The organism is Duganella radicis (assembly GCF_009720825.1).
Taxonomy (GTDB): Bacteria; Pseudomonadota; Gammaproteobacteria; order Burkholderiales; family Burkholderiaceae_D; genus Rugamonas; species Rugamonas radicis.
Window position 1 is genome coordinate 1 of the sequence record NZ_WNKY01000034.1, and the last position, 21,615, is coordinate 21,615.

A 21,615-nucleotide genomic window follows, 5' to 3' on the forward strand; every position below is an offset into this window, starting at 1 on the left:
GCCTCCAGAGCAACCTTGGCCTTGAACTCCGCCGTGTGTACCCTGCGTTTTTTGCCTTCACTCATGCGCTATCATCCTTTCACGGACGACAGCTTAAACCACCGTCTCAAATTCGGGGGCCACTATATTGTAAGTGCATGATTTAGCTAACCTGCAATTGCCACTGTATTTGTCGCGCGACGATTGCGTGACCAATTGTCAAAATAAGCTCACAAATCATCAAAGTTGCCCCAAAAGATCTCCAGAAACTCCGTTCCGTCCTATCAGCAAACGAACAAGAGAGTTTTGGTAAAGGCTATCAGTGATCTATTTTGCGCTGATGCTGGCGACGAATTAGCCGAAAATAGATTCTGGCTTTTCTCATCTGACCCCGTCCCCAAACCATATATCGCCTCACTGCGCTGAAGCAGTAGCGAGACAGTAGCAATGCAAGGGACCGAAACTGCTTGAGCAAATACAGACTGCGGCGGGACTCTGTTTCTGTTCGCAGATGCATGGCCAACAGCTTAACCGTAGAGATGGCAATTTTCCCGCCCACCACCAGGGAAAACAATAAGTAGTAAATCCATCGATAATGCTTGGCATTGAGATCCTCACTGACCTTATTCAGCAATTTCTCCTGGCGTTCACGAAGGGCGACCAAAGCTGGAACAATACATTCACTGGAAAGAGCGGCGGTTTCGCCTATCTGATCACTTTTAATTTTTCCACGGAGCGGCTCAGGAAACGCAAAACAATACTCGGCCGGCGTCATAAGGCAACGTGCCGACTGAGTGAGTTGCCATACTCCCGGCCCAAGTTGCTTGATCGGACAGATTATTGCGTTATAGGACATAATCTCAGTTCTTATAGCGGCCACCTCCGTTGGCTCAACCCTGCGCCCATATACAGAATAAACATCCGAAGCCGATCTAGGCCCGAACTCGCGATAAAGCTTGGCGCCTTGTGTCGAATAATCCAGCAGCTTTTGCTGAACATTGGCGGCCCAACGACATGAAGCACTGTTTTGTTGTTGATTAGCGCTGCACCACTGATCATAAGTAATTGCTTGCCTCGACAAATACGCGCTAGCCTGTTGCACGGTACTCACACTGTCTTGCAAATCGCGGGAGTGCTCGCCGACTTGAGAGTCAGCCACAAAAAATATCGCCGCGACAACACCGGACACACACCAAAAATGGTCGTACACATGGCCGAAATTTTCCCCCAATCGTAATAGATCGCTGAGAAGTATCAAACCGCTCCAACCAGCAAGCACCCCTAAACCAAGCAGTGGCGAAATCCCCCAGCCGCTCCCCAATACGCCATTGCCACTAATGACAAACGTATCCGGGATCAGGGGCATTACCGGCCATAACGACAGCAAATTCAGCACGCCGGGCAAACACAACAACAAAATCGCCAATGCAGCGCCAGTCTTGCGACGCAATATATAGCCAGCCAGGACTATCGACATGGACAACGCCAAGGTCAGCACGACCAACAAGCCCATAATTGGCAACAACGCCTGTCCGGGCGACCAATAGCTCGACATGACATGGCCACCACCATCATATTCGACAAAGCTGGACGACCTTATGCCCATGCCTTCGAGACTTTGCTGAACATTCCATGATGCTCCATAAATCAGCAAAAAATATGGATAGAAGAAGGTTGTCAACATAGGCTATCCCGCCCATTCACTCGTGGTCCAAACTGCTCAAAGATATACAGACAAGCCACTGGGACGGTGTCAATTTAATCGCGTGCCGCGAAACCGGAGCGTTCAACGCCCGGCTCCCTTGCCGCTACCGTCTGCTAGCTCTTGTGCGTGACCACGTTGGCTCGCCCGCCCCGATATTGCACTGTACACAGGTCACCCAACGCTGGAACGTAGTCTATCTGTTTAGTCTGATGGGAGACGATTTCATCACCGGCCGTCATCTGCTGCACCACTGTGGCCGACACACCAACGATGTTCCCCGTATACCTGCCGTTCGCCACATCGATATGGGCAAGTTGATGTTCCGGCATCTCCGCATACAGGCTATCGATACACGCCACGATGCGGCGCGAGCGCAGTAAATCGTCGGCGGGATTCGGCACAGAGGCCGCCAGTTGCAGGACGCGGTTGCGGTCCACCATATAGTGCTCAATCATGGCACGCACAAACTCCATGTCTTTCTCACGGGCGGCGGCAACTTTGGAAACAAACAGATCATGCGGATCCAGACACAGGCCCGTCACCGTCTGCCCTGCTGTGCCGTATGCGACGATGTTGACCAAGCGGCCCTTCCAGCCTTTTGCCAATATCGCTGTATTTTCCGACACTGGGTCTGCGTAAATCCCATGCGTTTCATGGAATTGGCTGAGTTCACCAATTGAGTCCAGTTTATCCGTTTGCATCGGCTTATTCTTCGCGATCAAATCGGCTTCCGTGGACCACAGAAACTCTGCTGGAGCATTCGGATACTTGCCGAGGATGGACTGCGAGCCGATAACAATAAACTGATCATCGCCAACAATTTGCGCCGAGGCCCGCAACAGATGCTGGAGTTGTTCGATATTCAAATAGCCTCCACCTCTGCTTGCGTCAGCAACCCCGCATATGGGGCCGACTGGCGCAGGCGGTTCGATTTTTCATCCAGCCCCGTCAAGACCGCCAGCACCTGCTGGTCCGTCCCTCTGGTCAGCAACTCACGCCATTCCTCGAATGCAGATACCCAGACTCCATTTTTTTGCCAGCGCTCCATATTCTCCAGACTGCGTTGACGAATGACAGGCACCGCAAATTTTTCAGTAATGAGCCGGGCCATGACAAGTTTCCGGCGATCCTGAAGGTCCTGTTTGTTAGGCGTGCTGGACGGCATGCCAAGTTGCACAGTAATGCCGCCGATCGTCACCTCGCGACGCACACGACGTCCGAGACGCTGCTGTATCTGCTCGATACTCTTTTCCACTTCACGCACGGTCGGGCGCATATATAGCCCATACCCAGCACGCATCAGCACCTGCTCACGTTGCAGCTCACTCAGCGCGCGACTCAGTTGGCGGTAAGTGCCTCCAAGTTTCGCAAAATCGTCGCGAAGGAAAACGTCATGGCGGGATTTCTTGATCGTGTTTTTTAAACGCTCTTTTAGCGTGGTTTCCATGTCACACCTTGTCAACATAGGACGTTCGATGTCCCATGCTGACATAATGCGCTTTGCCGGTCAAGAATCTACCCGATCGGGAGATGGCAGGCCGCCAAGGCGAGACTACAATCGGCCAGACTCAACGAACCGCCATCCCCCATGCAAACCAAGAACATCCTCGCCGCCGCCTGCGCGGCCGTCATGCTGGCGATTGCCGGTGCGCCTACGATTGCCGCCGAGCCGCCCTACCGCAGCAACCTGCCGGTCGAAGGCCGCTTAGCCGGCTTCACTGGCGCTACCACTTGGCTCAACTCGGCGCCGCTGACGCCGCAGCAGTTGCGCGGCAAGGTGGTGCTGGTCGATTTCTGGACGTACTCGTGCATTAACTGCATCCGCACCGTGCCCTACATCCGCGCCTGGGCCGAGAAGTACCGCGAACGCGGGCTGGTGGTGGTCGGCGTGCACACGCCGGAATTCAAATTCGAGGAAGACCTGGTCAACATCAACACCGCCGTCGGCCGCTTCAAGATGGATTATCCGATCGCCGTCGACAGCCGCCAGCAGATCTGGCGCGCGTGGGGCAATCAGTACTGGCCGGCGCTGTATCTGGCCGATGCCAATGGCATGCTGCGCCATCACCAGTTCGGCGAGGGTGGCTACGACAAGATGGAGCGCGCCATCCAGTCGCTGCTGGCCGAGGCCCGTCCCGGTCCGGTCGACACCTCGCTGGTCAATCCCGTCGCCAACGACGAGCAAATGCTGCCCGACCTGGCCAGCCTGAATTCAGGCGAAACCTACGTCGGCTATCAGAAGGCGGAAAACTACCGCGCCACGCCCAAGCTGCGCGAAGACCGTTCGCAGATGTATGCGGTGGACAAGCTGCCCCTGAACCAGTGGGGTCTGTCCGGCCAATGGGTGGTCGGCGGCGAAAGTGCCGTCTCCGACGAGACCAATGCCGGTATCGCTTACCAGTTCAGCGCGCGGGACCTGCATCTGGTCGCCGGTCCCGGCGGCGCCGGCCGCAAGGTGCGGATCAAGGTCACGCTCGACGGCCGGGCGCCGGGCGCCGATCATGGCGCCGACATCGACGCCGACGGCAACGGCGTGATCGACGCCACCCGCCTGTATCAGCTGGTGCGCCAGTCGGGCAAGGTGCGCGAGCGCCGCTTCGAAGTGCGCTTCCTCGACAAGGGCGCCGAAGCCTTCGCCTTCACCTTCGGCTAATTTAACGTCTTTTGCCAGTAGCCCACATCCAGCCAGCGGCCGAACTTGAAGCCGACTTCGCGGAAGTGGGCCACCTTCTCGTAGCCCATCTTCTCATGCAGCGCGACGCTGGCGGCGTTCGGCAAGGCGATGCCGCCGATGACCAGATGGCAGCCGCACGCGGTCAGCCGTTCAAACAGCGCCGCGTACAGCGCGGAGCCCAGGCCCTGCCCCGCGCTCCCGGGCGCGAGGTATACCGAGCTCTCGACGGAAAAGCGATAGGCATGGCGCACGCGCCACTTGGTGGCGTAGGCGTAGCCCACCACCTTGCCGTCACGCTCGGCCACCAGCCACGGCAAGCCGCCGCCCTGCACATCGGCGATGCGCTGCGCCATCGCGGCATCGGTGACCGGCTCCTCCTCGAAGCTGATGGTGGTGTTGGCGATGAAGGGGTTGTAAATGGCGGCTATCGCCTTGGCGTCGTCGGCGACGGCGTCACGAATCTGCATGGCTGCTCCCGAGTTTTCTAGCATGCTAACAAAAATGGCCCGTCCGCACTGAGCGCGATTTTGAGCGCGCTCAGGCCGACGGGCCATTTTTCAGTCAGCGGCGCTTAGCAGCAGAGCAGCATCTTGATGCAGCAAAGCGCATCGCCGCAGCAACCGGCGTTGGCGGCCAGCGCCATGGCCGAACTCAGAAGCAGGCCGATGGCCACTACAAATTTGGTGGTTTTCATGATGTTTCCTTATTGAGTGAATGGGACGGTTGCGGGGATGACGTGGTCAGTCCGGCGGCGTCCACACTTCCTCATACGGATCGGACAAGCGCGTCGTCACCGGCAAGGCGTACACCGGCGCCGCGCCCAGCGGCAGCACCGCGGCCTGGCGATTGAAGGCCATGGCCGGCGCGGGGGGCGCGCAGCCCATGTCGATGCACTGGCTGATATCGCATGCCGCCGACGGACAGCACTTGTGCATCGAGGCCATCGCTTGGGCGGATGAACTCAACACAAATACCAGCAGCAGGAACAGGAAACGAAGTCGGCGCATGCCGGTATTGTACGCCGCGTTGCGCGAGCACGACTAAACATCTCCTCAAATGCAGAGTTTTATTGAAAAGCAATCTGCAAGTCAGTACATTTTTCAGAAAAATTCGAAAGGAGACATTATGCACACCCGTCGTAAATTCATCGCTTCCGTGGCCAGCCTGGCCGCCGCATTGCTGGCCAAACCCGCGCTGGCCCAAGCCCAACCCTTTGTCGTGTACGACGACGAACTGAAGAACGGCTGGCAAAGCTGGAGCTGGGCCAAGGTCGATCTGGCCGTGCCGGCTGGCGGCGTCAAGCCGATCAAGGTGCAGGGCGATCCGTGGAGCGCGCTGGCGCTGCACCACGACGCCTTCCCCACCGCCGGCTACACCAAGCTCACCTTCGCCATCAACGGCGGTGGTCAGGGCGGCCAGACGTTGATGGTGAAGGTCATGATCGACGGCAAACCGGTCGATTCCAACTTCACTATCCAGCCCAAGGCCAAGACCTGGACCCAGGTCGAAGTCCCGCTCAAGGAGCTGGCCGCCGAAGGCAAGACCATCGACGGCATCGCCTGGCAGGGACAGGCCAACGCCTACAGCCCCTACTACATCACGCGCATTCAGTTCGAGTGAAGCGTGCGGGCTGTTGCGTCACGGGTGAATAAACATACCGGCGCTTGGTAAATTTCATAATTGCGGCGCCGCGTTGCTGATTGCACAATGAGGGCATAAGTAAAATCCCGGAGACCCCATGTCAGATCACATCCGCGCCGCAAGCCTGCTGGCGCTTATCACTTTGGCCGCGTCGGCCCACGCGGAAACCGTCACCGTCAAATCGCCCGATGGGCGCAACGTGGTGGCGGTTGACAGCGACAAGCTGACCTACACTGTCAGCCGCGATGGCAAGCGCATCATCGAACCGTCGCCGCTGGGCCTCAATCTGGACATCGGCGCCATCGGACCGGGCGCGAAGCTGAGCGGACATGCGGAACGCAGCGTCAAGGATACGTACGACATCGTGGTAGGCAAGGCGCGCAGCGCGCCCGATCATTTCAACGAATCGCAACTGGCGTTTGCCGCCAACGGCAAGGCGCCGCAATTCCAGCTGCTGGTGCGCGCCTACGACAACGGCGTGGCCCTGCGCTACGTGGTGCCGGAGCAGCAAGGGCTGTCCAGCTTCAAGGTGATGAGCGAAGCCACCCAGTTCAACTTCGCCAAGGATTACGAGTGCTGGGGCGCCAACATGGGTCGCTTCGACACCAGCTTTGAAGCGGAATACGACAAGATCAAATCGTCCGGCATCCGCAATTTCCACAACTACATCGCACCGCTGGTGTGCAAGACCGGCGCCGGCGCTACCACCTTCGCCATCGCCGAATCGGATGTGAAGGACTATCCGGGCCTGTTCCTTTCCGGCCGTGGCGATGCGGGTCTGGGCGTGATGGTCACGCTGCCGCCGCGCTTCGACAATAACCGCGATTTCCGCTTCCGCCAAACCGTCTCCGCGCAAGTAGCCCTCAAGGGACAAGGCTTCCAGACGCCATGGCGCGTGGTAATGCTAGGCGAGGCGCCGGGCGACCTGACCGCGTCGTCGCTGATCCCGACACTGGCGGCGCCGTCGCAAATCAAGGACACCAGCTGGATCAAGCCATCCAAGACCTCGTGGGACTGGTGGAACGACTGGGCCGTCAACGTGCCGAATGCGGGCGTCAACACCGCCACCTACAAGGCCTTCATCGACTTCTCGAAGGAGATGAAGCTGGACGATATCCTGATCGACGAAGGCTGGTCGGTGGGCAGTGATGTCGAGCCGAATCCAAAAGCCGACGTCACCCGCGCCAAGCCGGAGATGGACATGCCGGCCCTGATGCAATACGCCAAATCGAAAGGCGTGGGCGTGTGGCTGTGGGTGCAGTGGCAGCAATTGGACAACCAAATGGATGCCGCCTTCAAGCAGTACGCCGCCTGGGGCATCAAGGGCGTGAAGGTGGACTTCATGAACCGCAACGATCAAGAGATGGTCGATTGGTATCACAAGGTACTGAGCAAGGCCGCCGAGCATAAGCTGATGGTCGACCTGCACGGCGCTTATCCACCGAATGGCCTCAACCGCACCTGGCCGAACTACATCACGCAGGAAGGCGTGCTGGGAGCAGAGAACAACAAGTGGAGCGCGCGCATCACCGCCACGCACAACGTCACGCTGCCGTTCACGCGCATGATCCTCGGCCCGATGGATTACACGCCGGGCGGCTTCCACAACACCACGCCGCCCACCTTCGCCCATCGCAACCACGAGCCGCAGGTGATGACCACGCGCGGCCAGGCCGTCGCCATGTACGTGGTGTACGACAGCCCGTTCCAGATGGTGTCCGACAGCCCGGCCGCGTACAAGAATGCCGACGGCTCGTGGGCCGATGGCGCGGAGTTCATCCAGACCGTGCCTACTTCATGGGACGAAACCCGCATCCTGTCCGGCGACATCGGCCAGTACATCGTCTCCGCCCGCCGTAAGGGCGACACCTGGTACATCGGCGCCATGACCAATGAAGCCGGCCGCACGCTGAAAGTGCCGCTGTCCTTCCTCGGCAAAGGCTCGTACCATGCCCGCCTGCTGCAAGACGGCGCCGACGCCAGCCACCTGAAATCCAGCGACGCCAAAGTCAACGCCACGCAGAGCATCACGCTCAAGCTGGCGCCGTCCGGCGGCGCGGTGGCGGTGATCAAACCGTAAGGATACAGCGCCAGCCGGGTCGCGCGCTCACTCAGGGCGCGGCGGCCGGCGCGGCCAGGAACATGCGCTCGAAGGTCAGCGCGTCGACCGCCCGGCTGTAAAAATAACCCTGGCCCTGCGGGCATCCGGCGTCGTTCAGGAAATCGGCTTCCTGCACGGTTTCCACCCCTTCCGCCACGGCGGCAATCGACAGGCTGCCGGCCAGCCCCAGCACCGCGCGCAGCAAGGTCTGGCGGCGCGACACGGCATGGTCGATGCCGTGCACGAAACTGCGATCGATCTTGAGTATATCGATCGGAAAATCGGCCAGATAACTGAGGCTGGAATAGCCGGTGCCGAAATCGTCTATCGCCAGCGACACGCCGATGCCTTTCAGGCGCTGGAGCAGGGCCTGGGCGCCCGGCATGTCGCGCATCAGCGCCGACTCGGTCAGCTCCAGTTGCAGCGCCGCAGGATCGAGCGCGGCGCGCCGCAAACAGTCGCTGAGATAGTCGGCAAACCCGGTCTGGCGCAATTCCAGCGCCGAGACATTGATTGCCACCGCGCCCGGCAGTTGCCCGGCGTGTTGCCAGCGCTGCGCCTGCCGGGTGGCCTGCCGCAGCACCCAGCGCCCCAGCGGAATGATCAAGCCCGACTCTTCCGCACTGCGGATGAAGCGGGTCGGATCAACCCAGCCCCAGGCGGGATGCTGCCAGCGCAGCAACGCTTCGCAGCCGCACAGGGCGCCGTCGCTGAGACGGATCTTCGGCTGGTAGAACAGCTCAAACTCGCTGGCGCCGAGCGCCTGGCGCAAGCCGTTCTCCAGTTGGCGCCGCTCGATCGCGTTACTCAGCAATTCGGGCTGGAAGAAGCGCCAGCCGTTGCGTCCGCCAGCCTTGGCGGCATGCAGCGCCGTATCCGCATGGCGCAGCAGCACGTCGCCACTGTCGCCATCGGCCGGGAACAGCGCCATGCCGATACTGCAACCGATATGGACTTGCTCGCCGTCGATCTCATGCGGCGCGGCCACGGCGGCACTGATGCGCTGCGCGGCGTGCGTCGCATCGAGCCGGCTGGTGCCGGGCGCCATCAGCACCACAAATTCATCGCCGCCCTGCCGGCTGATCAGGTCCACCACGCGAAAGCAGGCCCGCAACCGCGACGCCACCGACACCAGCAGCGCGTCGCCGGCGGCATGGCCCAGCGTGTCATTGACCAGCTTGAACTTGTCCAGGTCCAGATACATCACCGCCAGCGGCGCGTCATCCGCTCGCGCCTGCTCCAGGATCTGATTCAGGTGGCGCTGCGCGGCAAAGCGGTTAGGCAGGCCGGTCAAAAAGTCATGCCATGCTAGATGATCGACCTGGGCTTGCAGCTCGCGCGCCGTGGTGATGTCATGAAACACCATCACCACGCCGCGCACACGGCCGTCCGGGTCGGCAATCGGCGCGGTGGCGTCCTCGATCATCAGTTCGATGCCGTCAGGGCGGGTTAGCACGCAGTCCCCGCCGACCCGCACCACCTCGCCGCTGGCCAGCACCTGCAACACCGGATGCTCCAGCTTGCTCTGCGATTTGGCGTCGTGCAGCACCATCAGCTCATTGACCGGCATGTCGAGAATTTGCGCCAGGCTCAGATTCAGCAAACGGCGCGCCGCCGGGTTGCAGTAATCGACGCTGCCGCGCGCGTTGGTGCTGATGACAGCGTCGGCAATGGCGTCCAGCACGACTTTTCCATGGGCCTGGTCACCCATCTGGCGGCGGCACTGGCGCATGGCGGACACCACCGATGGCACCACTTGCCGCAACTGCTCCCGGCCGAGGGTGGAATTGACCAGATAAGCCACCGCGCCCAGCTTGAGCTCCTGCCGCGCCTGTAGCTGGGCGATATCGTGCGCAAGCACGATGACAGGGGAACCGCCACAAACAGCGCGCAGCGCCTCACCGAATTCCAACAGACTGTCTTGTTGCAGTGACGGACTAAGTAACACCAGGTCGGGCGGCGGGATGGCGGCACGGCCGAGCTCTGCCAGCGTGCAGGCAAACTGTAGCGTGATCACATCTTCAGCGCGGCACAGGGCGCCCAACGTCTGTTCAAGGTACGCGCGTTCGCTTGGGTCGCGTATCACGGCCAGCATATGGATGTCCATCTTGTTCCCTTCTCTCGCCGGTGTCCGCCACCTGCGATGACAGTAACACATTGGACCGCGCGTTTTCTCATGTATGCTGTATCGAACCGACAGTAAGCGTTCACTCCGAAACTGTTGTCATATGCCATCCGTCGGCGCCGCAGTGCAGGCGATGGCTCAGGCGCAGCGCCTGCATGAATACCTCATCGTGCGACACCACCAGCAACGCGCCCTGATACTGGCGCAGCATGGCTTCCAATGCTTCCAGCGAGGCCAGATCGAGGTGGTTGCTCGGTTCGTCCAGCAATAGCAGCTGCGCCGGCGGATGCGCGTACAGCGCGCAGGCCAACGCCACCTTCAAACGCTCGCCGCCACTCAGCGTGGCGACCGGCACGGCGGCCAGTTGCGCATCCAGTCCCATTTGCGCGAGGTGGGTGCGCAGTGCCGATTCGCCGGCCTCGCGGTTGGCGTCCAACAGATGCTGGATCGCTGAATGCCGCGGTACCAGTTGCGCCAGTTGCTGGTCCAGATAAGCCACCCGCGCGCGCACCTTGCAGCGCCCGGCCTGCGGCGCCACCTGCCCCGCCAGCAGCTTTAACAAGGTCGACTTGCCACAACCGTTCGGCCCCACCACACCGATGCGCTGCTGGCCAGTGATGGTCAGGCTGATATGGTGCGTGGCAGCGGGCGCATAGGGCAGCGCCACATCCTCCAGTTCCGCGATACGCAAGCGCGCCGCCTGCGGCCCTGTCATCGCGTGCATGGCGATGGCGGCGCAAGGCGCGACCTGCTGCGCGGCCTCGCGCACCCGCTGCGACAAGGTTTCCTGCTGCGCCGCGTGCCGCTGCCGCAGCTTGCCAGCGCTGCCTTCCGCACGGTTCTTTTGACCGCCCAGCAGGATCCTGGCCTGATTCGCATCGCGGCCGTCGCGCGCGCCCTTGGCGCTGCGCTGCGCCTGTCGCTCCTGCTGCTCCCGCATGATTTGGGCCTCACGCTTGCGTTCCAGCTTGCGCTGGTCCAGCAGACGCCGCGCGCTTTCTTCTTCGTTGCGTTTGCACTCGGCGTAGAACGAATAGCCACCACCATAGCTACGCAAGCCGAGTGAGGACAGCTCGACAATGCGTTCCATCTCCTCCAGCAGTTCGCGGTCGTGACTGACCACCAGCAGGCCATGCGGCCAGCGCTGCAACTGCGCCATCAATGCGAGGCGGTTGGCGCGGTCCAGATGGTTGCTCGGTTCATCAAGAATAAGGAAGCTGGCTTCGGACAGCCATGCCGCGATCAACGCCACGCGCATCGCTTCGCCGCCGCTCAGCGCCGCCGCCGGCGTATCGGGACGCAGGTGCGACAAGCCGTTGCGGTCCAGCTCCTGCTGCAAGCGATCGCGAATATCCCAGCGTTCCCCGACGGCGTCGAAATCGGCCGGGTCGGCGCTGCCGTTCTCGATGCGCGCCAGCGCCGCCAACGTGGAGTGCACACCGGCCAGCGACGCAACCGTGCCCTCCTGCGAGATGTACTGCGACAGGTAATGCAGCGTGCCGCTACGCACGATGCGGCCGGATGACGGCGTCAGTTCGCCCGCCATCAAACGTGCCAGCACACTCTTGCCCGCGCCATTGCGGCCAACAAGACCGGTACGGCGCTGGTCGAAAGCTTCGTTCAGTTTCTGGAAAAGCACACGGCCGTCGGCCAGCGTGAAGAAGACGCCTTCCAGCGTCAGACAGGTATTCGTCATGGTGAAGCCCAATAATGATGTGTCAAAACCGTCCCGGCGGGACTGGTGGTTAAGCGGACAACAACATTAATTGCGCATCGGACGAATACCTCATGTGTGAAGCGCCAAATATATCAGCGTGGCGGCCACGCGTCCACCTGATTCAGCATCGCGAACCAGTCTTCCAGATGCCAGGTATGGGTGATGCGATCCTCCGTCAGGCAGTGGAACTCGTGAATGGCAATGGCGATCGGCTTGCCGGTGGCGGGAATGCCGAAGAATTCGCCGCGATGCGTGCCCGTGATCTGCGCCCGTACCGCCGCGCGTCCATCGCGGCCGAAGATGTCGTGGATCGTGATCTTCACGTCCGGGAAGGCTGCAATGAACATGGCGACGATAGGCCGCATGCCTTCCCTGCCCGGCTGCTGGCCAGGGCCGAGCGGAATGTCCTGCCAATCCTCAGTCACCGCCAGGTCGAGCAGATCGGGATTCTGCTCATTGAAGGCACGGTAGAGGTTTTCGATTGCTTGCTGCTGGGCCGTGGTCAGGCCGTTTTCCTGCATGGTCATGATGTGTTCCTAAGTGAGCGATTGACCCGCTCACTGTAGCGCCGCAGCGGCACGCAAGTCCAATCGATAATGGATATGCGGTATTATCCATTTCATGGATCTTTATGGAATCGACCTTAACCTGCTGGTGGCCTTCGACGCGCTGATGTGCGAGCGTAACGTCACACGCGCGGGCGTGCGCATCGGCCGCACGCAACCGGCCATGAGCGCGGCGCTGTCGCGACTGCGCCTGCTGCTGAAAGACGATCTGTTCGTGCGCAGCGCCAGCGGTTTGCAACCGACGCCGCGCGCGCTGGAACTGGCCGTTCCACTGGGTGAAGCGCTGGCCAGCATCCAGCGCACGCTGGAATTCACGCAGGAATTCGATCCGCATCGCTCTCACATACGCTTCACGATTGCGATGTCCGATCATCCGGCGTTCACCATGCTGCCGGCCTTGCAGAAGCGGCTGTCGCAACTGGCGCCCGGCATCACGCTGCGCATCCGCTCCTTCACCGCGCGCGACGACGCCCTCGCCCTGCTGGATGCCGGTGAGGCCGACGCCGCCATCGGTGTACCGGGCGGCAGCACGCCGCGCATTCCCACCCTGCCGCTGTTTGAAGAACGCTTTGTGTGCGTGGCGCGCAAGAAGCATCCGCTTACAAAAAAGAAGATGACGCTGGATGCCTTCCTGGCATGCCAGCATCTGCTGGTATCGCCGGAAGGCGACGGCGTCGGCCACGTCGACACCGTACTGACGCAGCTGGGGCGCAAGCGCGCCATCGCCGTCACCCTGCCGCAGATGTATGCGGCGCCCGCCATCATCGCCAACAGCGATCTGCTGGCGACGATGATGGAAGGCGCGGTGCAAAGCAGCGGCTTGCGTGACCAGCTTGCGCTGCTGTCGCTGCCGAAGGAGATCGCGCTGGCGCCGGTACCGTTCGTGTTGCACTGGCATCGCCGCAACGACGTCCATCCGGCCCAGCGCTGGCTGCGCCAGCAAATCGCGCTGGTGTGCGGGCGCAGGGCTTAGGACCTTCCGGACTGGCCTGCCGTCCTTCCGCGAAACGCCGCGCCAATTGGCGGCGACGGCGGACTGGCAATAGGCTACACTATGCATCACATCTTTTTGCGTCGCCCGCCATGCCCGAGAAGAATCTGCCCGAACTCATCACCCTCAAACGCCTGATTGACGAAGGCGGGCGGCATCTCGAAGTTGGCACTTCCTGCACCGTGGCCATGGACGGCCGCCAGTTCCCGGTCTACACCATCGCGCTGGGCAATCCGAGTCCGGACGTGCCGGCGCTGGGCTTCTTCGGCGGCATTCATGGGCTGGAGCGCATCGGCACCCAGGTGGTGCTGTCGTTCATGGAAAGCCTGCTGGCGCGGCTGCGCTGGGACGCCACCTTGCACCAGCAACTGGAGTCGATGCGGCTGGTGTTCATGCCGCTGGTGAACCCGGGTGGCATGTGGCAGGCCACGCGCTGCAATCCGCAAGGCGTGGACCTGATGCGCAACGCGCCTTTGAGCGCCATTGAAAAAGTGCCGTTCATGCTGGGCGGGCAGCGCTACAGCCATCACCTGCCGTGGTATCGCGGTGCGGATGGCGCGCCGATGGAGCCGGAAAGCCGCGCCGTGTGCGAGATCGTGGAGCGCGAGCTGCTGTCGCGCCAGTTCAGCATGGCGCTCGATTGTCACTCGGGCTTTGGCCTGCGCGACCGCATCTGGTTCCCGCATGCGCACACCAAAACGCCAATCCCGCACCTGGCCGATATCGGTGCGCTGGAAGAATTGTTCAGCACCGCCTACCCGAATCACAACTACGTATTCGAGCCGCAGAGCCGCCAGTACCGCACGCACGGCGACCTGTGGGACTACCTCTACCTCAACGGCAGCAACGTGTTCCTGCCGTTGACGCTGGAGATGGGATCGTGGCTGTGGGTGAAAAAAAATCCGCGCCAGATCTTCGACCGTATCGCCATCTTCAATCCCACCGCGCGCCACCGCCTGCAACGCGTGCTGCGGAGGCACCTGATCCTGTTCGACTTCCTGATGCGCGCCGCCAGCAGCCATGGGCGCTGGACGCCGGAAGGCATGGCGCGCAAGGTGCAGCACCGCCGCGCGCTGGCGCAGTGGTATCACTCATGAGTAGCTGGGTCCTGCTGCGTGGGCTGATGCGCGAACAACGCCACTGGGGGCGCTTCCCCGGCGAGTTGGCAGGCCGACTGCCGGACGCGCACATCGTCACACCCGACCTGCCAGGCAACGGCCGGCGCCACGCCATGCGCAGCGCCACCAGCGTGGCGCAGATGGTGGAATTCTGCCGCGCCGATTTGCGCGCGCGCGGCGTGCAAGCGCCGTACTCCTTGCTGGCGCTTTCACTGGGCGGCATGGTGGCGGTGGAGTGGGCCAGCCGCTATCCGCAGGAGCTGGCGCGCTGCGTGCTGATCAACACCAGCATGCGTCCGTACAGCCGTTTCCACCAGCGGCTGCGCTGGCAGAACTATCCGGCCATCCTCAAGCTGATGGTGCGCGGCGGCGTGCAAAACCAGGAACGCCTGATCCTGCGCCTGACCAGTCGCAGCGGCGATGCCGCCGAACGCGCCGGCCTGCTGGCGCGCTGGCTGGATTACCAGCGCGAGTTCCCCGTCACGCGGGCGAACGCGCTGCGCCAGCTCTGGTCCGCCGCCCGCTTCCGCGCGCCGGCGCGCAAGCCCGCCGTGCCGCTGCTGATCCTGAGCAGCGCCGGCGACCAGTTGGTCGACCCACGCTGCTCCGCGCGCCTTGCCCATGCATGGCAAGCGCCGCATGCCATCCATCCCAATGCTGGCCACGATCTGCCGCTGGACGACGGCCCGTGGGTGGCGCAGGAAGTCGCAAAATGGCTGGCGTCCGCCGAAGCGCGGTAAAATAACGCCCCTTATGAATCCGACCGCCTCCACGCTGGAGTGCCGGCCGAACTGCGGCGCCTGCTGCACGGCCCCCTCCATCACCAGCCCCATCCCCGGCATGCCCAACGGCAAGCCGGCCGGTGTGCGCTGCGTGCAACTTGGCGAAGATAATCGCTGCCTGATTTTCGGCCGTCCGGAGCGGCCGGCGTTCTGCGCCGGCTTGCAGCCATCGGCGGAAATGTGCGGCGCCAGCCGCGAACAGGCCATGCGCTGGCTGGATGCGCTGGAAAAAGCCACCGCGCCGCACGCTTAAACCCCTCGACCGCGGCATGCCGGGTCAGCGCAGCGTCACCAGCTGCGCCAGCATCTTCATCAATTCCGCTGAAAATTTAGGCATCAATGGCTCCTTGGCGGGAGCCGGGCAAACAGCCTTGCAGGCCGGGGCGGCGGGTTGGGACATGGCACTCTCCTTCAAAGAAAACTTGTTCATGGAGTTTTCACTGCTTATGGGGTATATTTTCCGTCAGCCTTAAAATGTTATCAAACGAGTTATTTTCGCTATTTGAATAAGAAATCCTAAGTCATGGCAAAACCACTGCGCTCCCTTTCCGGCCTGCTCGATTTCGATTGCGCCGCGCGTTGGGGGAGTTTCAAACTGGCCGCGCAGGAATTGCACAAGACGCCCGCCGCCATCAGCCTGCAAGTCAAGCAGCTGGAGGAGGCGCTCGGCTTCGAGCTGTTCGTGCGGCATCCGCGCCACATCACGCTGACCGAAAAGGGCCAGGAGCTGGCCGCCACCGTGCGCCGCACGCTGGCCGAATTGAATACCAAGGTCGCCGCCCTGCAAACCGGCGACGACGAAAGAATCCTGCGCATCTCGACCACGCACTCGCTGGCGATCAAATGGCTGGTGCCGCGCATCGCCCGCTTTACCCAGCGCCATCCGGAACTCGATATCCGCATCGACTCCAGCGACCAGTTGGCGGACATGGATGACGGCAGCACCGACATCGCGCTGCGCACCTATGACGTGGTGCCCGGCGATCCCGGCCTGCTGTTCCATGATCGGCTGGTGGCGGTGTACAGCCCGTCCTTGCTGGCGCCCGGCGAAAGCGAGATCACGCTGACCGACCTGCACCGCTATCCGCTGCTGCACGAATTCACTACCGACACCTGGATCGCGCTACTGCGCCAGAACAATGCATTGAAGGGCAAGTACAACTTCTCGCGCGCCTATACCAACTTTGCGGTGATGGTGCAATCGGCGGTGGCAGGGCAAGGCATCGCGCTGGTGTCGCACGCCATCGCCAGCGAAGACCTGCGCAGCGGCATCCTGAAAATGGTGAAATGCGAGAGCGCGCCTTATGGACGCGGCTACCGCATCATCGTCAGCCGCGGCAAGCCGGGCATGGCCAAGATCGCCCATTTCTGCGACTGGCTGCGCGAAGAGGTGGCCGAAATGCAGAAAGGGCTGCTGTGATCATCGCATCCCTGGCGGCCACGCTGCTGCTGGCCGTCGCATCGGCGCAGGCCGCCGATAAGGCGCCGCTACGCTACATCGAAAAAGTCGACGGCCTGCTGACCTCCGGCTATCAGCCGCCTTCCGTCTTCCAGGACAGGCTGGGCGCGGCGCTGGCGCGCCAACTCGGGCGCCCGGTACAGTACGTGCAGTTGCCGCGCACGCGCGTGATGGGCGCGCTGGAAGCCGGCGAGGGCGATATCCTGTGCAGCTATCTGCCGGAATGGCTGCCCGGCGATGTCGACTGGACCGCGGCTTTCATCCCGATCAGCGAAGTGGTGCTGACATCGCCGCGCGTCAAGCCGCCCGCCACCGTGGCCGATTTGCGCGGCAAGCGGCTTGGCACGGTGCTGGGCTTCCGTTATCCGGAACTGGAAAAGGTCGTGGGGCAGGACTACAGCCGCGACGATGCGCCATCGAGCGCGCTGTCGGTGCGCAAATGGCTGGCCGGGCGTTTCGATCATCTGGTCGCGCCGCGCAATGTGGTTGAGCGTTATCTGGCGGACGGCCAGCTGCCGCCCGGCTCCCACATGCTGACGGTGTACGAGGTCAAGGCCAAGTGCGTCGTCTCGCGCAAGAGCCGGATCGGCATCGCTGAATTTAACAGCGCCATCGAAGCGCTGGAAAAAAACGGCGAGCTAGCGAAGATACTCAAGCTGCGCTGACAGGCGGATATCGTCCGAGGCGCTGCCCACCATCAGATGGAAATCGCCCGCTTCCGCGCCCCACTTCAACTGACTATTGAAGAAGGACAGCGTATCGCGGTCAATGGTGAAGCTGACGCGCCGCGTCTCGCCCGGCTTGAGGTGGACCTTCTGGAAGCCTTTCAACTCCTTCACCGGCCGCACCACCGACGACACCATGTCGCGCAGATAGAGCTGCACGATCTCCGTGCCTTCCACCTTGCCGCTGTTGGACAGATCGAAGGACAGCGTCGCCTTCTGGGTGCCCGCCAGTTTGGGGCTGCTCAGCGTCAGGCCGCCGTATTTGAAGTCGGTATAGCTCAGGCCATGGCCAAAGGCGTAGCGCGGCGTGTTGACCGAATCGATGTAGGCCGATTTGTAGACCACGTTCTTCTCGTCCGTCACTGGCCGGCCGGTGTTGTACTGCGCGTACGACAGCGGAATCTGGCCGACGCTGCGCGGGAAGGTGATCGGCAGCTTGCCGGAAGGGTTGTAGTCGCCGAACAGCACATTGGCCACCGCGTTGCCGCCTTCGCTGCCAGGGAACCAGGCGTAGACGATGGCATCGGCCTTGTCGGCGATGGTGTTGAACACCAGCGGGCGGCCGGCCAGCATCACCACCACCACCGGCTTGCCGGTGGCCTTCAGCGCGCTGAACAGCGCTTCCTGCTGGCCCGGCAGCGTGATGTCGGTACGCGACTTGGCTTCGCCGCTCATGTCCCAGGTTTCGCCCACGGCCAGCACGATGACGTCCGCTTTTGAGGCCGTGGCGACGGCGTCGGCAAAGCCTTCACTGCTGGCGCAACCGGGAGCGCAGGCTTGCGCATAGCTGATCTCCGCCTTGCCGGCGTGGCTGCGGATGCCTTCCACGATGCTGACCACTTTGGCACGCTCGCCCTGCACCACCCAGCCACCTTCGAGGTCGCGCTGCGAATCGGCCAGCGGGCCAATCACCGCGATGCGTTTGGCCTCGCGCGGCAACGGCAGCAGCTTGTTCTCGTTCTTCAGCAGCACGATGGATTTCTGCGCCACGTCCAGCGCGGCGGTACGGTGCGACTGATCGCTCAGCACCGCCTTCTCGCGGGCGGCGTCGGAGTACCGGTATGGATCGTCGAACAGGCCCAGTTCAAACTTCTTGTAGAGGATGCGGCGCACAGCGTCGTCCAGTGTGGCCATCTTCACCTTGCCGGCTTTGACGGCGGCTTCCAGATGCTGGGTGTAGGCATAGCCCTCCATGTCCATGTCGCTGCCAGCGTTGATGGCCTTGACGGCGGCGTCGGACAGATCAGCCGCATAACCATGCGGCACCATCTCGCGCACCGAGCCCCAATCGCTGACCACAAAGCCCTTGTACTTCCACGCGCCTTTCAGAATGTCGCGCTGGAGCATGGCGTTGCCGGTGGCGGGAATGCCGTTAAGCGTGTTGAAGGAGTTCATGAAGGTGGCGGCGCCCGCATCAGTGGCGGCCTTGAACGGCGGCAGATAGACCTCATGCAGCTGCTGCTCGCTCATGTCGACCGCGTTGTAGTCACGGCCCGCGATGGCGGCGCCGTAGGCTGCAAAATGCTTGGCGGTGGCCATCACGCTGTCGGTGGCGCCCAGCTTCCTGCCCTGGAAGCCGTGCACGCGCGCGGCGGCAATTTGCGAGCCGAGGTAAGTGTCTTCGCCCGCGCCTTCCATCACGCGGCCCCAGCGCGGATCGCGCGCCACGTCCACCATCGGTGCGAAGGTCCAGTGGATGCCGGCGGCCGCCGCTTCCCTGGCGGCGATGTGGGCGGACAGCTCGATCGCCTCCATGTCCCACGAAGCGGCTTCGCCCAGCGGCACCGGGAACACGGTCTTGTAGCCGTGGATGACATCAAGGCTGAACAGCAGCGGGATCTTCAGGCGCGATTGCAGCGCCAACGCCTGGATTTCGCGCGTATCGGCCACGCCGGTCACGTTCAGCATGGAGCCAACCTTGCCGGCGCGGATGTCGGCCAGCTTGTCGGCGTAGGCGCTGCTGGTCGGACCGGTGAACTGGCGCCCGGAGAGCTGATGTAGTTGACCGACCTTCTCGGCCACCGTCATCTGCTTCATCAGGTCGGCGACCTTGCGGTCGATCCGGGCGTCCTGCGCATGCGCGGCAAGAGCGAATGCCGCGCCGATGGCGGCTGCGATGTGTCGTGTCTTCATTTGTACTGTTGTTGTTTTTGTTCGTAATAGGATTTCAGCGTGTAGAAGGCTTGCTTCTTCTTGCCGGTCTCGGAGATCAGGCCCTTGCGGTTCCAGTAGTCCTGGAAGTAAGGATGGGGGCGGCGCGGCGAACGGAAGTCAGTCAGCACCCACGGCGTCATGCCGCGCAGGCCGGGAATCGCATCCAGCAGTTTGAAGGTGTTCTTGTACAGCTGGTCCTGATACTCCTCGCTCCACTTGGTGTCGGTGTCGGCGTGGTAGCCGCCCAGCGCATCGGCGCCGAACTCGGTCACCAGCACCGGCTTGTTGTAATTGACCTTGAAGGAGAACTTCATCATCTCCTTGTTGTTGGACCAGTACCAGCCGGCGTACTGGTTAAAGCTGGCGAGGTCGATCTTGTCGGCCAGCGGATCTTCCACCGTCACCACGTCGCCAGTGCGATGCACCTCCAGCGCCGCGCCCACCAAACGGGTGCGGTCCAGCGAACGCACGGTATCGGCCAGCTTGCCCATGAACTCCGTGCGCACAGGGCTGACCGGCGTCTCGTTACCGATCGACCAGATGATGACGCTGGCGCGATTCTTGTCGCGTACCACCAGATCGGTCAGCTGCTGCCTGGCGTTGGCGTAGACTTCCGGCTTCTCCCACGAGATGGTCCAATACACCGGCACCTCGGCCCACACCAGCAAGCCCATTTCGTCGGCCAGTTTGATCATCTCTTCGCTGTGCGGGTAATGGGCCAAGCGGACGTAGTTGCAGTTCATGTCCTTGGCCCATTGCAGCATCATGCGCATATCGCCTTCGCCACGCAGGCGGCCGGGGATCAATGGATTCTCGTCGTGCAGAGAAATCCCGCGCAGGAACACGGATTTACCGTTCAGCAGAATATCGTGACCGCGCGTCTCGATGGTGCGCAGGCCGATGCGGTCGTTCAGAGTATCGGTGGCGCCGGCGATGGTCACGTTGTACAGCTTGGGATCTTCCGGCGACCAGTAGCGCACCTTGTTCTTCGGCAGCGCGATGCTGACGGCGGCGCGGCCATTGGCGTCGGTGCGCACGGTGGTTTTCACGCCCAGCTCCGCGATGGAGACGGTGACGTCCTGCGCACGCCTGGCGCCAGCCAGTTGCACATGGCCTTCAATGCGTCCCATGTCGCCCTTGGCCAGCTGGATCTGGTAATCCTCGATGTAGGTGTCAGGCGTTTCAGCCAGCAGCACGTCGCGCGTGATGCCGCCGTAATTCCACCAGTCCGTGTTCACAGTCGGGATATCGTCCTGATGGCGCGTGTTGTCGGCCTTGACCACCACCGTGTTCTCGCCTTTCAGCAGGCGGCCGGTCACCTCGAACTGGAATGGCGTGAAGCCGCCCTTGTGGCTACCCAGCTTCTTGCCGTTCAGGTAGACGTGTGCTTCGTAATTGACCGCGCCAAAGTAGAGGAAGTAGCGCTTGCCATCCTTGGGTGCGGCGTTGAATTTCTGGCGCATCCAGAGGGTGCCTTCGTAGAATTCCAGTCTGGCCGCCTGCGAATTCCAGTCGCCCGGTACCGCCAGCGTCGGCGAGCCGTCGAAGTTGTATTCGACCGCATCGTCCTTGTCTTTCGGTTTGCGGTCATCATAGAAACCGCCGGCGCCGGTCGGCGACTGGTCGAATGGCTGGCGGCGATAGTTGTAGAAGCCCGTCTCGTAAGGATCGATGATGTAGCTCCAGCGGCCGTTCAGCGACAGCGGCTGGCGCCCATAGATATTTTGCAGCGTGGGCGGCTGCCTGGCCAGTTCGGCACGCGGGCTGGCGCCCTTGTTGGCATGCGCCTGTCCCGGCGCCTGATCGTCCTGCGCGCCCGCCGCAAAGCTCGCGGTCAGGCAGCTTGCTAACAGCAGCAGCTTCCACACTTGTCGCATC

21 protein-coding genes are annotated in these 21,615 nt (G+C 62.1%); 9 read left to right on the plus strand and 12 right to left on the minus strand.

The annotated features are described in order from the left end of the window. Positions 1-298: 298 nt before the first annotated feature. From GM676_RS22930 to GM676_RS22940, 3 genes are all read right to left on the minus strand, one after another. Positions 299-1,663 carry a hypothetical protein gene (locus tag GM676_RS22930; RefSeq protein ID WP_155466355.1) on the minus strand — a complete coding sequence of 455 codons (1,365 nt, stop codon included), beginning with the start codon at positions 1,661-1,663 and terminating at the stop codon, positions 299-301. A 134-nt stretch (positions 1,664-1,797) separates the two neighbouring features. Then, positions 1,798-2,550 (minus strand): KfrB domain-containing protein, encoded by a 753-nt coding sequence (locus GM676_RS22935; RefSeq protein WP_155466356.1) that lies wholly within the window; start codon positions 2,548-2,550, stop codon positions 1,798-1,800. Then, positions 2,547-3,131 carry a hypothetical protein gene (locus GM676_RS22940; RefSeq protein WP_155466357.1) on the minus strand — a complete coding sequence of 195 codons (585 nt, stop codon included), beginning with the start codon at positions 3,129-3,131 and terminating at the stop codon, positions 2,547-2,549. The genes GM676_RS22935 and GM676_RS22940 overlap by 4 nt, the downstream gene beginning before the upstream one ends. Positions 3,132-3,272: 141 nt before the next feature. Between GM676_RS22940 and GM676_RS22945 the strand changes: the two genes are divergently transcribed. After that, entirely contained in the window at positions 3,273-4,337 is a 1,065-nt protein-coding gene (locus GM676_RS22945; protein WP_155466358.1) for a redoxin family protein, read from the plus strand. On the opposite strand, the gene GM676_RS22950 is transcribed toward GM676_RS22945, so the two are convergent. The 3 genes from GM676_RS22950 to GM676_RS22955 form a co-directional block, all read right to left on the minus strand. Beyond that, entirely contained in the window at positions 4,334-4,825 is a 492-nt protein-coding gene (locus GM676_RS22950) for an arsinothricin resistance N-acetyltransferase ArsN1 family B (RefSeq protein WP_155466359.1), read from the minus strand. The two genes, GM676_RS22945 and GM676_RS22950, sit on opposite strands and share 4 nt — an antisense overlap. Before the next feature lie 104 nt (positions 4,826-4,929). Then, positions 4,930-5,052, minus strand: coding sequence for a hypothetical protein (locus tag GM676_RS32640; protein ID WP_267875663.1), 123 nt, complete (start codon positions 5,050-5,052; stop codon positions 4,930-4,932). Between the two features lie 46 nt (positions 5,053-5,098). Continuing rightward, positions 5,099-5,365, minus strand: coding sequence for a hypothetical protein (locus GM676_RS22955; protein WP_155466360.1), 267 nt, complete (start codon positions 5,363-5,365; stop codon positions 5,099-5,101). Positions 5,366-5,483: 118 nt separating this feature from the next. Here GM676_RS22955 and GM676_RS22960 point away from each other — a divergent pair, with 118 nt between their 5' ends. Together GM676_RS22960 and GM676_RS22965 are read left to right on the plus strand one after the other, a co-directional pair. Further along, the gene (locus GM676_RS22960; RefSeq protein ID WP_155466361.1) at positions 5,484-5,978 is read left to right on the plus strand and encodes a hypothetical protein; all 495 of its coding nucleotides are present in this window, start codon (positions 5,484-5,486) and stop codon (positions 5,976-5,978) included. A 118-nt stretch (positions 5,979-6,096) separates the two neighbouring features. After that, on the plus strand, positions 6,097-8,079 hold the full coding sequence (locus GM676_RS22965; RefSeq protein WP_155466362.1) for a glycoside hydrolase family 97 protein: 1,983 nt from the start codon (positions 6,097-6,099) through the stop codon (positions 8,077-8,079). Between the two features lie 31 nt (positions 8,080-8,110). Here GM676_RS22965 and GM676_RS22970 read toward each other — a convergent pair whose 3' ends face one another. From GM676_RS22970 to GM676_RS22980, 3 genes are all read right to left on the minus strand, one after another. Beyond that, positions 8,111-10,207 carry a putative bifunctional diguanylate cyclase/phosphodiesterase gene (locus GM676_RS22970; RefSeq protein WP_170304346.1) on the minus strand — a complete coding sequence of 699 codons (2,097 nt, stop codon included), beginning with the start codon at positions 10,205-10,207 and terminating at the stop codon, positions 8,111-8,113. Between the two features lie 100 nt (positions 10,208-10,307). Next, a complete protein-coding gene (locus GM676_RS22975) occupies positions 10,308-11,921 on the minus strand; it encodes an ABC-F family ATP-binding cassette domain-containing protein (protein WP_155466364.1) in 1,614 nt (537 codons plus the stop codon). 113 nt (positions 11,922-12,034) lie between these two features. Beyond that, positions 12,035-12,469: an ester cyclase gene (locus GM676_RS22980; RefSeq protein WP_155466365.1), complete on the minus strand. Its 435-nt coding sequence runs from the start codon at positions 12,467-12,469 to the stop codon at positions 12,035-12,037. 94 nt (positions 12,470-12,563) lie between these two features. On the opposite strand from GM676_RS22980, the gene GM676_RS22985 reads away from it, so the two are divergent. From GM676_RS22985 to GM676_RS23000, 4 genes are all read left to right on the plus strand, one after another. Continuing rightward, positions 12,564-13,481 (plus strand): LysR family transcriptional regulator, encoded by a 918-nt coding sequence (locus tag GM676_RS22985; protein WP_155466366.1) that lies wholly within the window; start codon positions 12,564-12,566, stop codon positions 13,479-13,481. Positions 13,482-13,591: 110 nt separating this feature from the next. Beyond that, complete coding sequence (locus tag GM676_RS22990) at positions 13,592-14,596, plus strand: M14 family zinc carboxypeptidase (RefSeq protein ID WP_155466367.1); 1,005 nt, start codon at positions 13,592-13,594, stop codon at positions 14,594-14,596. Further along, positions 14,593-15,357 carry an alpha/beta fold hydrolase gene (locus tag GM676_RS22995; protein WP_155466368.1) on the plus strand — a complete coding sequence of 255 codons (765 nt, stop codon included), beginning with the start codon at positions 14,593-14,595 and terminating at the stop codon, positions 15,355-15,357. Before GM676_RS22990 ends, GM676_RS22995 begins: the two co-directional genes overlap by 4 nt. Before the next feature lie 13 nt (positions 15,358-15,370). After that, positions 15,371-15,652, plus strand: a complete 282-nt coding sequence (locus GM676_RS23000) for a YkgJ family cysteine cluster protein (RefSeq protein ID WP_155466369.1) — start codon at positions 15,371-15,373, stop codon at positions 15,650-15,652. Between the two features lie 24 nt (positions 15,653-15,676). On the opposite strand, the gene GM676_RS32645 is transcribed toward GM676_RS23000, so the two are convergent. Continuing rightward, positions 15,677-15,799 carry a hypothetical protein gene (locus tag GM676_RS32645; RefSeq protein WP_267875664.1) on the minus strand — a complete coding sequence of 41 codons (123 nt, stop codon included), beginning with the start codon at positions 15,797-15,799 and terminating at the stop codon, positions 15,677-15,679. A 123-nt stretch (positions 15,800-15,922) separates the two neighbouring features. Between GM676_RS32645 and GM676_RS23005 the strand changes: the two genes are divergently transcribed. Continuing rightward, positions 15,923-16,819 carry a LysR substrate-binding domain-containing protein gene (locus GM676_RS23005; RefSeq protein WP_155466370.1) on the plus strand — a complete coding sequence of 299 codons (897 nt, stop codon included), beginning with the start codon at positions 15,923-15,925 and terminating at the stop codon, positions 16,817-16,819. After that, a complete protein-coding gene (locus tag GM676_RS23010) occupies positions 16,816-17,523 on the plus strand; it encodes a substrate-binding periplasmic protein (RefSeq protein WP_371866346.1) in 708 nt (235 codons plus the stop codon). The genes GM676_RS23005 and GM676_RS23010 overlap by 4 nt, the downstream gene beginning before the upstream one ends. Here GM676_RS23010 and GM676_RS23015 read toward each other — a convergent pair. Together GM676_RS23015 and GM676_RS23020 are read right to left on the minus strand one after the other, a co-directional pair. Next, positions 17,497-19,716 carry a glycoside hydrolase family 3 N-terminal domain-containing protein gene (locus GM676_RS23015; RefSeq protein WP_155466371.1) on the minus strand — a complete coding sequence of 740 codons (2,220 nt, stop codon included), beginning with the start codon at positions 19,714-19,716 and terminating at the stop codon, positions 17,497-17,499. The genes GM676_RS23010 and GM676_RS23015 overlap by 27 nt on opposite strands. Beyond that, positions 19,713-21,614, minus strand: coding sequence for a glycoside hydrolase family 2 protein (locus GM676_RS23020; protein WP_155466372.1), 1,902 nt, complete (start codon positions 21,612-21,614; stop codon positions 19,713-19,715). Before GM676_RS23020 ends, GM676_RS23015 begins: the two co-directional genes overlap by 4 nt. Position 21,615: the final 1 nt, after the last annotated feature.